Annotated in this window: 12 protein-coding genes; 6 read left to right on the top strand and 6 right to left on the bottom strand. The window is 49.3% G+C overall.

All coding sequences use genetic code 11. The annotated features are described in order from the left end of the window. Positions 1–416: 416 nt before the first annotated feature. A complete protein-coding gene (locus D7Z26_RS22130) occupies positions 417–4256 on the top strand; it encodes a galactose-binding domain-containing protein (protein WP_407643546.1) in 3840 nt (1279 codons plus the stop codon). A gap of 101 nt (positions 4257–4357) precedes the next feature. On the opposite strand, the gene D7Z26_RS22125 is transcribed toward D7Z26_RS22130, so the two are convergent. Next, complete coding sequence (locus tag D7Z26_RS22125; protein ID WP_147423885.1) at positions 4358–6775, bottom strand: S-layer homology domain-containing protein; 2418 nt, start codon at positions 6773–6775, stop codon at positions 4358–4360. A 318-nt stretch (positions 6776–7093) separates the two neighbouring features. On the opposite strand from D7Z26_RS22125, the gene D7Z26_RS22120 reads away from it, so the two are divergent. Both D7Z26_RS22120 and D7Z26_RS28020 read left to right on the top strand, forming a co-directional pair. Beyond that, positions 7094–8203 carry an ABC transporter ATP-binding protein gene (locus D7Z26_RS22120; RefSeq protein ID WP_120979204.1) on the top strand — a complete coding sequence of 370 codons (1110 nt, stop codon included), beginning with the start codon at positions 7094–7096 and terminating at the stop codon, positions 8201–8203. 14 nt (positions 8204–8217) lie between these two features. Beyond that, positions 8218–9777, top strand: coding sequence for a glycine betaine ABC transporter substrate-binding protein (locus D7Z26_RS28020; RefSeq protein WP_120979203.1), 1560 nt, complete (start codon positions 8218–8220; stop codon positions 9775–9777). A gap of 2 nt (positions 9778–9779) precedes the next feature. On the opposite strand, the gene D7Z26_RS22110 is transcribed toward D7Z26_RS28020, so the two are convergent. Both D7Z26_RS22110 and D7Z26_RS22105 read right to left on the bottom strand, forming a co-directional pair. Continuing rightward, positions 9780–10361: a manganese efflux pump MntP gene (locus D7Z26_RS22110; RefSeq protein WP_120979202.1), complete on the bottom strand. Its 582-nt coding sequence runs from the start codon at positions 10359–10361 to the stop codon at positions 9780–9782. A 147-nt stretch (positions 10362–10508) separates the two neighbouring features. Then, a complete protein-coding gene (locus tag D7Z26_RS22105; protein WP_120979201.1) occupies positions 10509–10925 on the bottom strand; it encodes a GreA/GreB family elongation factor in 417 nt (138 codons plus the stop codon). Between the two features lie 666 nt (positions 10926–11591). Between D7Z26_RS22105 and D7Z26_RS22095 the strand changes: the two genes are divergently transcribed. Further along, positions 11592–12176, top strand: coding sequence for a GNAT family N-acetyltransferase (locus tag D7Z26_RS22095; RefSeq protein ID WP_120979199.1), 585 nt, complete (start codon positions 11592–11594; stop codon positions 12174–12176). Between the two features lie 25 nt (positions 12177–12201). Here the strand turns inward: D7Z26_RS22095 and D7Z26_RS22090 are convergent, their stop codons facing one another. Genes D7Z26_RS22090 through D7Z26_RS22080 form a run of 3 tightly spaced genes read right to left on the bottom strand, consistent with a single transcriptional unit; the run spans position 12202 to position 13531 of the window. Further along, on the bottom strand, positions 12202–12609 hold the full coding sequence (locus D7Z26_RS22090) for a VOC family protein (protein WP_120979198.1): 408 nt from the start codon (positions 12607–12609) through the stop codon (positions 12202–12204). Positions 12610–12621: 12 nt separating this feature from the next. Further along, the gene (locus D7Z26_RS22085) at positions 12622–13224 is read right to left on the bottom strand and encodes a DUF2812 domain-containing protein (RefSeq protein WP_120979197.1); all 603 of its coding nucleotides are present in this window, start codon (positions 13222–13224) and stop codon (positions 12622–12624) included. Further along, complete coding sequence (locus D7Z26_RS22080) at positions 13211–13531, bottom strand: PadR family transcriptional regulator (protein ID WP_120979196.1); 321 nt, start codon at positions 13529–13531, stop codon at positions 13211–13213. The genes D7Z26_RS22085 and D7Z26_RS22080 overlap by 14 nt, the downstream gene beginning before the upstream one ends. A 250-nt stretch (positions 13532–13781) precedes the next feature. Here D7Z26_RS22080 and D7Z26_RS22075 point away from each other — a divergent pair, with 250 nt between their 5' ends. Next, entirely contained in the window at positions 13782–14852 is a 1071-nt protein-coding gene (locus D7Z26_RS22075) for a tetratricopeptide repeat protein (protein ID WP_120979195.1), read from the top strand. 19 nt (positions 14853–14871) lie between these two features. After that, the gene (locus D7Z26_RS22070) at positions 14872–15405 is read left to right on the top strand and encodes a metalloprotease family protein (protein ID WP_120979194.1); all 534 of its coding nucleotides are present in this window, start codon (positions 14872–14874) and stop codon (positions 15403–15405) included. The last annotated feature ends 501 nt before the right edge of the window (positions 15406–15906 follow it).

The following is a 15906-nucleotide window of genomic DNA, read 5'->3' as shown; positions in this document are numbered from 1 at the left end:
CTTCTTCTACCCGAAGGGAACGCCAGTTCCTATTAGATATTATACCAAATGTTAAGGAAACGACCTACTTAAAAATCAAATTAAACCTTAAACACATAGAAAAACACACGATGTCAATAAATGGATCGGGTTTCGAATTGCGTCTATGGTTCCAGGCGGTTGTCGATCGGGCGATCAACACCTTTTGCAATAAAATTACACACGATTAGCGTAGGAATGCATCTTCAGCAAGAGATACAACTGATTTATGCTAAGTTCGCCAGACCGTAATATAACCTCATGGTAGTTTCATACCGGATGAGTCTCTCGAAATTGCACAGTAAAGGAGGTAATAAAAAACGGCTTACGGCCTTAGTAAAATGAAAGCGCATTATCGAATAAAAAAACTTCATACCAGGAGGTTGTTTATGTTATCGATGAACGAATCGCTAAAAAGAAACCCCGTCGTTATTTTGTTTCTGGCATTCGTTGTCCTGCTCTCGCAGCTTACACTTTATCCTTCCACGTCATCGGCCGCAGGCGGTTCTAACCTCGCACTAGGCAAAACCGTATCGGCGAGCGGCCAAGCCGACGTCTACACGCCGACCAACGTGAACGACGGCAATCAAGCCACGTATTGGGAAAGCACGAACAACGCGTTCCCGCAATGGGTTCAGATCGATCTCGGCGCGAATACGAGCATCGATCAGGTCGTGCTAAAGCTTCCTGCGGGATGGGGAACGCGTACGCAGACGCTGACCGTTCAAGGCAGCACGAACGGCTCGACTTTCACGAACCTCGTAGGCTCCGCCGGTTATGTTTTCAACCCTTCGGTTGCGAACAACTCGGTCACGATCAATTTCACGGCGGCAAGCACGCGTTACGTCCGCCTGAACTTCACCGCGAATACGGGCTGGCCGGCAGGGCAATTGTCCGAGTTCGAAATCTACGGCGCCAGCGGTCCTACTCCAACTCCGACGCCTACGCCTTCGAACGTCTACCAAGCCGAATCGGCAGCGCTGACCGGCGGAGCGAAAGTGAATACGGACCATACGGGCTACTCCGGAACCGGTTTCGTTGACGGATACTGGACGCAAGGCGCGACGACGACCTTTACGGTTAACGTAGCGTCCGCAGGAAATTACAACGCGACGCTGAAGTACGGCAACGCGAACGGCAGCACGCAGACGATAAGCCTCTACGTCAACGGAACCAAAATTCGTCAATCCTCGTTGCCCAACTTGGCGAACTGGGATACTTGGGGGACTAAGGTAGAGACCATTACCCTGAATGCCGGCAATAACACGATCGCGTACAAATACGACGCGGGCGATACCGCCAACGTCAACCTTGACCAGATTACGTTAGATCCAACTTCAGCCACACCTACTCCGACGCCGACGCCTACACCAACGCCTACTCCTACTCCTACTCCTACTCCAACACCAACACCAACACCAACACCAACACCAACACCAACGCCTACTCCAACACCGCCACCGGGCGGGAATATTGCTCTAGGCAAGCCGATTACAGCAAATTCTTCCACGTTTACGTTCGTAGCTACGAACGCCAACGATAACGACGTTAACACGTACTGGGAAGGCGGCGGCTTTCCGAGCCAACTGACACTCGACCTATTAGCCAATCAGAACATCACGTCCATCGTGCTGAAATTGAACCCTGCTGCGGCTTGGTCTACGCGGACCCAAACGATCCAAGTGCTCGGCCACGACCAGAACACGACGACGTTCAGCAATCTGGTATCGGCGCAGACGTATACATTTAATCCGGCTACCGGCAACACCGTCACGATTCCGGTTACGGCGACAGTGAAACGTCTGCAATTGAACATCACGGCCAACTCCGGGGCTCCCGGCGGTCAAATCGCCGAGTTCCAAGTATACGGTAATCCTGCACCGAACCCCGACTTAACGATTACGGGCATGTCCTGGACACCGACATCCCCGCTCGAGTCGAACCCGATTACCCTTAACGCAGTCGTATCGAACATCGGGAATGCCAGTTCTCCCGCCACTACGGTAAACTTTTATCTGAACAACCAGTTGGCTGGCTCGGCTCCGGTAGGCGCGCTTACGGCTGGTCAACAGACTACGGTATCTTTGAATGTCGGTACCCAAAATGCAGCGACTTACACCGTCAGCTCCAAGGTTGACGAGAATAACGCGATTATCGAGCAGAACAAAGCGAACAATGCCTATACGAATCCTTCGTCTCTAGTCGTTGCTCCCGTGCCGAGCTCCGATTTGGTCGCAACGGCGGCCTGGAACCCAAGTAATCCAAGCGCCGGCAATACCGTTACCTTTACGGCAAACCTAGGTAACCAAGGTAATATTGCTTCCGCAAGCGGCGCACATGCCATCACCATGGTCATCAAGAACTCTGCAGGTGCAACCGTTCAAACCCTGAATGGTTCCTATAACGGCGCTTTAGCGGCGGGACAATTCGTCAACGTGAACATGGGAACTTGGACGGCCGTCAACGGCAGCTATACGGTCACGACGACCGTTGCGGTCGATGCCAACGAAGTCGCCATCAAGCAAGCCAACAACACAAGCACGACAAGTCTCTACTCCGGTCGGGGCGCTAACATGCCTTTCAACGTTATCGAAGCGGAGCTGCCATCCAATGCGACGAACGGAACCCGGTTGGTTCCTAACTTCACGCCAGGCGACTTTGCCGGCGAAGCTTCCGGACGTTCCGCGGTTTACTTGGATGCGACAGGGAAATACGTCGAGTTTACGCTGACCTCTCCGGCCAACGCGTTCGTCCTGCGTAACGCCGTGGCTGAGAATACGACGGGAACCGTCAGTATCTATGCCGACGGAGTCAGCAAAGGTAAATTCAACGTTACCTCCAAGTTCTCTTACGTGTATGCAACGCCTTCTACGCTTGGTCGACTCGGTTACGACAATTCCGGTTCGAAAGCTTACTGGCTCTACGAAGACTCCCAGCTGATGCTTGACCAGGTCTATCCGGCGGGAACGAAGATCAAAATCCAGAAAGACGCCGGCGACGTCCCATGGATTTACGTAGACATGATCGAGACGGAGAATGTCGCTCCTGCGGCTTCCAACCCCGATCCGAGCAAATACGTTCAGGTTTCGGCGACCAAATCCATCGATCAAGCGCTGACCGAATTCAGGCAGGATAACACCAAGAAAGGGATTTTCATTCCTGCCGGCACGTGGACGATCAATAGCAAAATCTTCATCTACGGCCGCGCGACCGAAATCATCGGCGCAGGTCCATGGTACACGAAGCTGACGGCTCCGCAAGACCAATCCAACACGGACGTCGGCTTTAATATCGCTTCTACCGCGAACGGCTCGACCATTAAAGACTTGTCCGCGTGGGGTAACTATCAGTATCGCGTGGACGGTCCGGGCAAATTCATCGACGGAAACGGCATGCAGAATGTCACGATCCAGAACATCTGGGCGGAGCACTTCATCTGTCTGTATTGGGGAGTCGGTGCTTCCAACAATACGTTCAAGAACAACCGGATTAAAAACATGTTCGCAGACGGAATCAACATGACCAACGGTTCCAACAACAACATCATCGATAACAACTACGCAAGAGCAACCGGCGACGATTCCTTCGCCGAATTCAGCGCAATCGATGCCGGCGGTTCGTACAACGTAGGCAACCAGTTCACCAACCTTACGGCGGTTGCCGTAAGACGCGCTGCTGCTTTTGCAGCCTATGGCGGTTCGGGCAATACCTTCCAGAACCTCTACGCCGCAGATACGTTGACGTACCCGGGCCTTACGATCAGCAGCTTGAGCTTCGGTTACAACACTTTGGGCTTCGGCGACGTGGATACGGTATTCGACGGCATTACGCTCGACCGGACCGGCGGAGACTTCTGGACCAGCGTCGGCGCGGACGACAAGATCAACGATTACCAGAACTTCGGAGCCATCTGGTTCTTCGGAGGAGATCGAGTCTTCAAAAATATTTTGGTTAAAAACGTCGATATTAATAATTCGGTATACTTCGGTTTGATGTTCCAATCCAAATCGCCGGAAAACTTGCCGATGCAGAACGTTCGTATCCAGAACGTTAACATCAACAACCCGACGCGCTACGGAATCAAACTCGTAGCCAGCGCGGAACAAGGGCAAGGACCGGTTTACGGCGGAGCAAGCTTTACGAACGTGAAAATCAATAACCCGGGCGTTCAAGCCATTTATGGCGAGAGCAAGAACCCGAACTTTACGGTCACGAGAGTGTCCGGCAACAACTGGTAATGCAGCTTTGTTAGAAGGGTAACCGGATATCCGGTTACGTGAGACAGACAAAGGCGACCGCGGGATTTCCCGCGATCGCCTTTTTTTACTATATCGCCTTACTAAGCTTTAAGCTGGTCGAGCAATGTTTTAATCTCAGGACTTAAATTTAGAACGCGCAGGAGAATACTCAAAGCTTCCGCTCTTGTCGAAGACTCATTCGGCGCAAACGTGCCCGCGGCACGCCCCTCGACGATCCCCGCAGCAGCAGCCGCGCGAATCACATCCGCGTTCCAAGTACCGGCAACGTCGTTGAAGGACGCCGGCTCATGCTTTTCTACGGCATTGAAATCTACCAAGCGGCTTATAATCGCGATGATCTCGGCACGGGAAATGGCCTGATTCGGTCTGAACGAACCGTCTGCATAACCCGATAGAATGGCGTTGGAAGCCAGCGTCCTAATCGCTTGGCTCGCCCAGTACTCTTCCTTCACGTCTTTGAAGCTCCGCGAGCTGCTCGACGTCTCGATAGGGAATATCCGAGCGATCAATGCGGCGAACTCCGCACGCGTAATCGGAGCGTTCGGACGGAATGTTCCGTCTTGATAACCCGTAATAAAACCCAACGTGACGAAAAGATCGATGTTTGATTTGCTCCAATGCTGGTTAATATCAGAAAATGCGCCGCTAACCGGGCTCGCCGGGGCTTGTTCGACTTTGCTCTTCAAGTACGCTTCTAACTTCGTTTGATCAATCGCAGGCGAGTAAACGGTAGCCGGCGAAGAAGTCTCCGGCTCGGTTGGCGTGGTCGGGGTCGGGGACGGATGATCATCTCCGGAAGACGGTCGACCCGCTACCGCGACGGTCACTACGTAATCTTGACTTAAACCGTCTTCGGCGTATACCGAGTACGTTACAGGGTTCGTGAAGTCTTGCGTCGTAACGCCGCTAGCTTGTTCCTGAACCCCGACCCTGACTTCCTTGCCCGTACTCGTAAAGGAAGGCGTTAATTGAGTTAAGTCGGTTCCGAAAGGTACCGTAATCGCTACGGTATGATGACTCTGATCCACGGCTCCGATTGTTTGCGGATTCGCGAACGAGAAAGAAGTAAGCTCCTTCGCCGGATTCAACCCCCTATTTAGGATCAGCGTATAAGGGATACCCGAATTATCGGAATCTACCGTATAGATGATCGGGGCTAATCTGAGATCATTCTCGGTGACGCCGGATTCTTGAATGTCGCCATTGATGACAAGACGATCTCCCGTTGTCTCGAATTCAGCCATTGTGATGCTTAAATCCGTTCCGTAGGGAATATCGAAGGAGATCGTATGATGGACAGGATCGATCACGCCCGTCGCCTCAATTGGCGAAATCAGGTTGTAGGACTTGAGTTGATTGTCCAACACCACCGTCACCGCATAATTTTGCATCAAACCGTTCTCTGCGAATACCGTGTACGTTTGCGTGCTTGTAAAATCGTTTGACGTGCTTCCGGAAGTTTGGACGCTGCTGCCGATTCTTACGGACGCGCCGCTTGTCGTGAAAGTTGCTTTTAGATGAGTACGGGAAGTACCGTTAGGCAGCGTAACCACTACCGTATGCGCTGTCTCATCTACGATTCCCTCTACTCCTGCAATGCTGAAAGTCAGCATCTCTTTGGTTGCGCTCGCACCTGCAGCCGCTACTGTTACGGTAACCGTATAGATTTGAATGCCGCCGGCTTCATCGTAAACCACGTAGTTAACAGGCGATGTAAAATTAACGACGCCTTCTCCGCTAACTTGCTGCGCTCCGTTAAGGAGGACTCTTGTCCCCGTGGACACAAACGAAGGCACCAATGCCGCCCGGTTAGTGCCGAAGGGAACCGTAAGAGCTATCGTATAATTCGACTCGTCGATAATCCCTACGGAAGATAGCGAAGCCAAGCCGAAAGATGTGAATTCTTTGGCCGTGCTAAGCACTCGTTGAATCGTAACGGTAACCGTATAGTTTCTTGTGCTGCCATCCAATGCTTTAACCGTATACGTCAATGGATGCGTAAAATTTTGGGGACTGCCGCCGCTGGTTTGAACGACCCCATTAACCAGCACTTGGGCTCCGCCGTCATCCGTCGTAAAGGTAGGCTGCAACGCGGTGACGTCCGTACCTTGCGGAACGGTTAGGAAGATCGCAAACGCTTCGTCGTCAATGAAACCCGTCGATGCCGGGCTCGATAAGTTAAATGTACGAATGGACTTTATGTTGCTTGGTCCGATGGTTACCGTCACCGTATAAACTTGAGCACTGCCATCCTCGGCAATGACCGTTAAGTGGACAGGACCCGAATAGTTCGTACGCGTCGCGTAACTCGTATGGTTCTGAACCGTTGCGCCGTCGGAAACCGTAAAGATTTCCAGCATATTAGTGACGGCCGAACGGAAAGGAACGACGACGCTTATCGTATGATTATCCTTATCGATGATGCCGAGATTCCCTTCTACGGAAAAAGAAAGGAAATCCTTATCATTAGACGAGCTTGCCGGGCTTGCGAATGTCATTTGCGGAAATAGACTTAGAAATAAGCTTAAAACTAGTGCGACTGAAAGAGTTCGTTTTGATATTTTCGACAATTTCGTAAGCCTCCAAGTATGATTTCATCTGCCTCAAAATGAAGCAAATCTCTTTTAGTATAGTCTCTCAATCTTCCTAGGGATAGTGCGTGTTGTCATCCCTTTTGTCACATGACATTTTTACAAAAAAAGAGAAAACGTTTGGAGACTTCCACCCGACAAGTCGTCCGAAAGCGTAGGAATCACCCAATTGGGAATAAATAAAAAAGCAACCAAGTTCTACACTGAATATTGCGAGGTGCCGGATTGATAAAGTTCATAAACGTAACGAAACGATACCAAGATGGATCAACCGCGCTTAAAGGTATCGATCTGGAGATTAAGGCCGGGGAACTGATTACCCTGATCGGGCCGAGCGGCTGCGGTAAAACGACGACAATGAAAATGATCAATCGTCTGGTCGAACCGAGCTCCGGTCAAATTCTGATCGAAGGGAAGGACATTTCCCGCATTAATCCGGTCGAGCTGCGCAGAAACATCGGTTATGTCATTCAACATATCGGTTTGTTCCCGCACATGACGATTAAAGAAAACGTCGCGGTCGTGCCTAAACTGAAAGGAATGGACAAAAACTCTTACGAACGAAGAATCGATGAGCTGATGGAAATGGTGGGGCTGGACCCGAGCCAATACCGGGACCGATATCCCGCGGAATTGAGCGGAGGCCAGCAACAGAGAATCGGAGTCATACGCGCGCTCGCCGCGGAGCCGTCGATCATCCTGATGGACGAGCCGTTCAGCGCGCTGGATCCGATCAGCCGAGAACAGCTGCAAGACGAATTGATTCGTCTGCAAGAGGAAGTGAAGAAGACGATCGTCTTCGTCTCGCACGATATGGATGAAGCCCTGAAAATCGCCGACCGCATCGTGTTGATGAAAAGCGGAGAAATCGTCCAAGCTGACACCCCCGACCACATCTTGCGCCGCCCCATGAACGATTTCGTACGCACGTTTATCGGAGGCAACCGGTTGAACGAATCAGAGCAGTTGACGGTAGACGATGTAATGGTGGCCAATCCGATAACCTCCTCGTTGACAAGGGGGCTGGCTCACGGGGCGAAGCTGATGAAGCAGTTCAGGGTAACCAGCTTACTCGTTACCGATAAGAACCGAATACTCAAGGGCATCGTGACCAAAGAGATGCTGGAGGAACAGTACCGCAATGAAGATTTGTCCCTTCAGGACATTATGAAATCCGATATCCCGACCGTTCAGACTGGAACGGGAGTGAACGACGCCGTTGAACTAATGAGGAATCACGGCTTGTATAGCTTGCCCGTGATCCATCCTAACGGCGTACTTGCCGGACTTGTCACCAATTCCAGCCTGATCGATGCTCTGCTTAAGCAGATTTAACACGGAGGTAAAATATGAATCTTTGGGATGTGATGATGAATCGGAAAGAGGATATTTACCATGCGACAATGGAACATATCCAGCTTTCGTTCATCGCCCTTCTGATCGCGATCGTGATATCGATTCCCACCGGACTGATGCTGACCCGTTTCCCTAAGCTGGCCGCCCCGGTGATCGGTGTAACGTCCTTGTTTCAAACGATCCCCAGCTTAGCCTTGCTCGGGTTCATGATTCCGTACCTCGGGATCGGAATGTTTCCGGCTATCGTCGCCCTAACCGTCTATGCTCTGCTGCCTATTCTAAGAAACACGTATACCGGCATCATGAACGTGGAGAAACCGATCAAAGAAGCCGGGATCGGCATGGGCATGACCAGCATGCAGGTCATGCTGAAGGTAGAGCTGCCGCTCGCTTTGAACGTGATTATGGCCGGTATTCGAACGGCGACCGTCATGTTGATCGGCGTCGCCACGCTCGCATCGCTTGTGGGGGCCGGCGGGCTGGGCGATTTGATTTTCCGGGGGATATCGACGGTCAACACCGAGTTGATACTGGCCGGTACGATTCCAGCGGCATTATTGGCGATCGTCTTCGACTTCTTGCTGGGATGGATGGAGAAGGCGGCGACCCCCAAGGGTATACAGTCGGGCCGCAAAAAAACTTCCAAGCTTGTCCGAGGATTGAAAATCGGATTCAGTTCGATCTTAGTCATCGCTTTATTGGCGGGTATCGTGGCGAATAACGTTCGATTCGGTTCCGATAAAATCGTGGTCGGCGGCAAGAATTTTACCGAGCAGGATATTTTGGCGCATATGATGGCCTCATTAATCGAAGCAAAGACGGACCTTCAAGTTGTCCGCAAGCCCTATCTTGGAGGATCCCAGGTCACTCATAATGCCCTGATTAAAGGATATATCGACATTTATCCGGAATATACGGGAACGGGCTGGACGTCCGTCCTGAAGGAACAGCCGATTGGAGGCAAGCCGGAGGAAACGTACAGGCGCGTGAAGGAAGCCTATGAGCAACAATTCAATGTCACCTGGCTTCGGCCGATCGGCTTCAACAATACCTATACGTTAGCCATGAAGAGAGAACGCGCCGAGCAAGAGGGTATCGAGACCTTCACGGATTTGACGCGGAAATCTTCGAATTTCGTACTCGGCGCCACGCATGAATTTCTGGAGCGCCCGGATGGATACCGAGGCCTGCAACAGGCCTATGGAATGAAATTCAAGGAAACCAAAGGACTGGACCCGGGACTGACCTATAGCGCCGTTAAAGAAGGGACGACCGACGTGAATGATGCTTTTTCCACGGACGGCCGTATCGAAGCATTCGGTCTCAAGGTTCTTAAAGACGATAAGAATTACTTTCCGCCCTACTATGCAGCGCCCATAATCCGTATGGAAACGCTGCAGGCGCATCCCGAATTGGAGGAAGTCCTTAACCTGCTGGCCGGTAAAATCGACGATCGAACGATGTCGGTGTTGAACGGCAAAGTGGATCTGGAAGGACAGCAGGCCCGCGCCGTTGCCGAGCAGTGGTTGAAGGATTCGGGGCTTATTCCCTAAAGTTAAAAAATGATTTCATAACAGCCGATTGCAATTAAGAGGATACATCCCATCAAATCGGAATACTTGCCGAGCCACGATTTTGTAATCTTGCCGCCGAGTCTAATGCCAAAGTCGACGGATAATAAGGAGAAAAGACCGACCGAAATCGCCGAAAGGATTGGAGAAACGCCGCTGGCGCCGGCGCCGAAACTGCTCGCAATACAGTTGATGGATAACGCAAAGCCTAATGAAATCGATTCGATCCATGAAATGACGTGATCTCCGTCTTTATCGGTTCTGTCGGCTATGCGATCGGGAGTTACGGCCGGTTGCTTATTTTTTATCGATGAGGAGCGTATCCCCCAAATGCCGAGGAAGACGATCACGAGTCCGCCGATCAAGTTGCCCCAAAACGCGGAAAACAAGTGAGAAAAATAACTCCCGGCTGTCATCGCCAAATAAGTCGCCGCCATCGAAAATAAAGCGATAAATAGATTCGAAAAGAACGGTACTCTGGTTGAACGCGCTCCAAACGTCACTCCGATTCCTAAATTGTCTATATTCGCGGCAATTCCGATGATGACGATAGAAATCCAATGCATGACTTTGCCCCCTGCCGATTGATTTCCTCAATCAGCTTATGCCTGAAATCGCCCAGATGCAACAGGAGCTTTCGAATGGGAAAACCAACTAGGGCTGCAACAGGTTACTTGATCATAACCTGTTGCAGCCCCTCAACTTACTAAAGTTCAATCCGATACATTCACGACGGTTATCCAATACTTCCCCGCCGGAGAGTCGATCTCTATTCTATGGCCGTTCTCCGAGAGAAGGAGGTGTTGACCTACCGGCGACAAGAAAGAAATATGTCCGAGCTCAACATCTACCTGATGAGGCAGCACAATCGTTAGCGTCTCTTCGTCTCCCTCGGCTTCATACCGAATGGTCACCTTGGAACCTATCCAGACATACTTTTCCTCGGCATTATTGCCGGATCTCTCGAGGTATTGTCCAATATGATGGCGATACGTCGCAATGAATTTATTCAAATGCATTCTATCCGCGAGATTCGGGTAGGTGTTGATTATGTCCGTACCATTCTCGTCAAAAAATAAGAGTTGTTCTCTTAGATTATCGCCCAACGTATCTTCACGACTATGGTTCACCGGATCCTACCCCCTCGAAACTCGCTCCCCGATACTCGAAATCCAAAGCACGTCCTTTAGCCATTAATAAATCCTCCTTCAAATAAGACCGATGAATCTTTGTAAGGATCAATTTGCCTTTTTCAATTGTTTTTTGGGTCGGCAGTATTTACATACCTTCGTTGGCGTACCGTCACCCAATACCCCGTCATAGAGCAGCTTTATTCCCGTTCTAGCGCATAGCGGGCATTCTCCTCTACCCTTCCCTTCAAGTTGAAGCAATACATTTCCTCTAGTTTTGGTAGCCATAATCGATTTTCTCTCCTCGTCTCATAATTTGTACGTTCCGGCGTCCAACCTTGCACAAATCGTGTCCCCTTCTAGCGGGGAATAGGACAGAAAACACAGCATCACCGCCTCACCCATTAAATGTAAAATGCAGATATAAACAATGAAGACACCCCGCTTCATTGCGAGATGCCTCATTTAGGATAGGATAACATGACTGGTAATGGATATCAACTTTACCTTAATATTTACATTTTAAGTAAAAGAAATATTGCGTAAGTCCTCAGTTCTGCAATTGGCCTACTATTAAAGATGAAAATTGGCTCTTATCAGTTGTCAATTGTCTTTGTATCCTAAATACTAACCACTAGAAATCGGAGAAAAAAGGAGACATAGTCGATGCGAGTCGAACCCGTTATTTTGCAAGGAGTTAGGATCGCCCTTGTTCCCATGGAAGCTCTTCATATCGCCCCGCTATACAATGCGCTGAACGATCTGGAGATTTGGACGTATTCTCCCCCGGGCATGAGAAATATAAACGATATGAAAACGTATGTAGAGACGGCTTTAGAGGAACGTGCCAGAGGAGTTGCCATGCCTTTTGTTATTCGCGACATAGAGACGGACCGACTAGTAGGAACGACCAGATTTGCGGACATTTCCATCCCTCATAGGCAGTTGGAAATCGGATGGACTGCTCTTGCCAGAGAAGTATGGAGAACTCGCGTCAACACCGAGTGCAAATATTTGCTGCTGCGGCATTGTTTTGAAACGTTGGGTACGGTCCGCGTGCAGCTTAAAGCCGATTCCCGCAATTCCCGTTCATTAAGTGCGATGGAGCGAATTGGTGCCGTTCCGGAAGGAATACACCGATGTCATCGAATATTGAACGATGGCTACATCAGAGACACGGCTTATTATAGCTTTATCGCCTCGGAATGGCCCGACGTAAAATCGAAGCTGGAAAGCATGCTTACCGTTTAGCCAAGCATCGGCTCCTTGCCCGGTGCTATCCAACCGGGTTTGGGTTGATCGCAAAAATGGAATGGATATTCCCCTCTGGATCGGCAAAAAAGCCAGTCGTATGCCCCCATGACATGGTCTTTGGTTCAGAAATCGCCGTAGCTCCCTTCGAGGTGAATGTCTTGAACAGATCATAGACAGCTTCCGGAGAATTGCATTCAAAGTTAAGCTCGAATGCTTGTCCCTTTCGTTCTTCAATGAACGAATGGTGCTGGTTTGTATTTTCCGCCATTAACGATTTGGAGCATATCGCCATACGAATCCCGCTATTCTCGAATTCTACATAATGATCCTCTTCGATCACCGTTTTAAACCCAATGACTTCGCGGTAGAAACCAGCCAAGACAGATACATCGCTCGCCAACACGGTAATACCTTCTAATCGAATCTTCATACTTTGTCCCCCTTAAACGTACTTTTTCTTCTTATTATTGTATTGGACGCAGCTGAATAGGAACATGGCGCAGGCGATCATGAAAATCCAGGGAGGCAAGAAGCGCAGCATCGCAAACGGAGTTTCGAATATAAACGCCCTCCAGAATTTCGATCCTTCCCTCTCCCATAATCCGTTGGTTAAATAGCTTGCTTTGATATCGAACAGGGCGTGGAAGATACTTCCCTTCAATATGATCATTGTGTAAATGAAAAAGAGGCAGGCCGTCATCAGGGAGTAATTCATAAGGCGTTTATAATATGCAACCTGCGAGCCGGCATCCGAAAAAATCTCGTCGCGGCCATCCGCGTTTTTTTGCCAATACTGTATGCTCCCCCAGCGTCCGCCCTTCAGATGGGACCAACCGAAATCCGCATAGGTCACTTTATATTCTTCGAACTTCTCCGCACTCATATAATCCTGATAATCCAGACGAATGACCATTTTACGGGCTGACGGCTTGAACGTATACGAGCCGAACGGGCTTATCCTATCGCAAGCGTATCCTTCGGCCAATCGGTCGTTTAGCCACTTTTCCTCAGCTAGTAGATTAGCGAACAACCTAAGTTTTTTCATCGTACTCCCTCGTTTCATAGAGTGATAGCAGATGCTGTAGACGCCTCTGTTCGATTGCCAGTATTCCTTTCCCCTCATCCGTGATCCGGTACACTTTCCGGCGTCCCGATTCACCCGGCACCGGCTCGATCCAGCCATGCTTGCTCAAATTATCGACGGCTCCGTACAACGTTCCCGCCGCCAGAATTACCGCCCCTCCGCTCATATGCTCAACCGTTTGCATAATGGCATACCCGTGAAGCGGCTCATTCAGCGCCAATAAAATATAGTGCATCGTTTCCGACAACGGCAGCAGTTGGTGCTTCATTCGTTCGCCTCCCATCTCTATGCAGTTGAACTGTACAGTTGAACTTAATAAGATTATATACAGTTCAACTATACATTTCAACTATATAATCGCTCTTTATTATTTGCGGTAGGTTCCCCTATCGGATTCTCTAGAGAAGGAATATGTGGAAATTTGTAGAATTATGAGATTTGGAAATGATTCTTAATCATGGGAGGGTATTTAGTTCAGAATCGAATCGGTCCGCTAATAGAAAGGATTGAAGGCCCAAATGGAGACGATAGCTTCCGGCAGCAATGAAATCGCTCTTAATACGACCCTTCCCGCCCATGATCTTGAAGAGACGATTTGTCAGCGCTGCGAGGAAAGAGAAGTTGAAGACGGCTACAGATTATTATTGTGCCATGTATGCCGAACCGAACTCGCCAAACGTAAAGTTCCCTTATGGATCAAGGGGACAACGCTTGTCATCGTAATCTTGCTTTTGTATTCCCTGTTTCAATTTCCGTTCACTCTGAGCGCAGGCGTTCATTACAAAAGGGGAGTTCAGGCATACGACAGCCACAAAAGCTGGACGGCCGTGCATGAATTCGAACAAGCGACGGATCGTTTTCCCGATTCGACGAAAATACTAGCCCGGTTATTCATTTCTTATTATCAAACAGGACAATTCGACAAAGCCTCCGAAACGCTTAGTAAAATCGGCGGTAAAACCGCCGAGAGCGAAAGTATGGCCAACTTGATCAATAATGTCGTTTCCGAGATGGAGCGCCGTTACTATTCCGATAAAGAACTTCAAGAAATTTTCATGGGGTCGGATCTCGCCGTTCGAATTACGAAGCTGAGAGAATACATAGACAAGCACCCTGAAAGCGTGTCGGGACAATACTATTTAGCGGATAGCTTATTCGATGCTAAACAATTTAATGAGGTCGAGTCCATCGTATTGAAGTTACGGGAGACGGAAACCGATTATGAGCCCGCTACTTTATTGTTGGCCGCAGCCTACAGGGAAACCAAGCAATACGATAAAGCAACCCATGAAGTTCAGTCCGTTCTCGGCAGTAACAGCGAGAGCGATAGCGCTTATTTTGCATTAAGCAGAATCGAATTAAAGCAACACTTGGACAAGCAAGGCTTAGCTGACGCACAAACCGCCTATGACCTGAATCCGGATGACGGGAATCTGATCGCCAACTTGGCGCTTGCCAATTATTTTAATCAGAATATGGCTGAACGCGATCGACTGGTCAACTTACTGCGAGATCGTGAAGATTACGGTCAGAAGGATTTAGATCAATTGAATTCGATCTTCGACGGTACGACGGCATGGCGCGGTTAATATCAAGCGAGGTGATCTCTTGTTCTTTATTCCCGGATTTCTTATTTCCATCGTTACTTTCCCTGGCGTGATCGTGCACGAATTCGCGCATCAGCTTTTCTGCAGACTGTTCCGAACGGCCGTCTTGGATGTGTGCTATTTCCGTGTCGGCAATCCTTCCGGTTTCGTCGTACACGAGCACCCTCGCAAAGCATCCCATCAAATATGGATAGGACTTGGCCCCTTTTTTGTTAACACAATCGTAGGTGCCTTAATTGCGCTACCCTCGGCTATTCCCGTCATTCAGTTCGAGAATGCGTCGTTCATTGATTATGTATTGATCTGGTTAGGAGTATCCATTGCCATGCATTCCTTTCCAAGCACCGGCGATGCCCAGAACATCTGGAGCAGCATCAAAAGCCGGGAAACATCTTGGTTACTGAAAATTTTGGTGTCGCCCATCGTCGGTCTAATCTATATTTGCGCGTACGGCTCTGTCATTTGGTTGGACTTATTATACGGCATTGGCGTCGCCACCCTTATTCCCTATTTACTCGTCAATTTATTAGTTTAACGATGAGAGAAGAAGTGTAAAAAAAGCCACTAAGTCTATAAGACTTGGCGGCTAATCCTTTAATATGGGCATCCTACCTCTGTATCCGCAAGCGGGACAAGTGACTATTCGTTCGTTGAATAATCCAGTTTTTAATGCGAACGCAAAATATAATCTCGATAATTTAAAGCGACTGGCGCATGCCGGGCAAACAAAATGAGTATTTTTCGTGCGGATATCAACGTACTTGTAAACCAATAGATAACATAAAACCAATGGGAGAAATACTTGAACCAGAATGGCTGCCGTATTTTCTTGATTCATCCTTGTCCCTTCTTCCGTTTGGGTTTGAAATCACCTGCGATCTATATTAAGTATAATATGATAGCTCATCGTAAGTGAACCTTACTTTTATTATCCTTAAGCGGTTGTCTGTCGGAAGAAGCGTCACCCTCTTAAATTTATCTAAATCCTCATTATTTTACATTAATTTCATGGAGCACCCCCATTTTACATGGTAAT

The organism is Cohnella endophytica, from assembly GCF_003628305.1.
Classification (GTDB): Bacteria; Bacillota; Bacilli; order Paenibacillales; family Paenibacillaceae; genus Cohnella; species Cohnella endophytica.
This window is presented reverse-complemented; position numbering and strand designations above follow the sequence as displayed.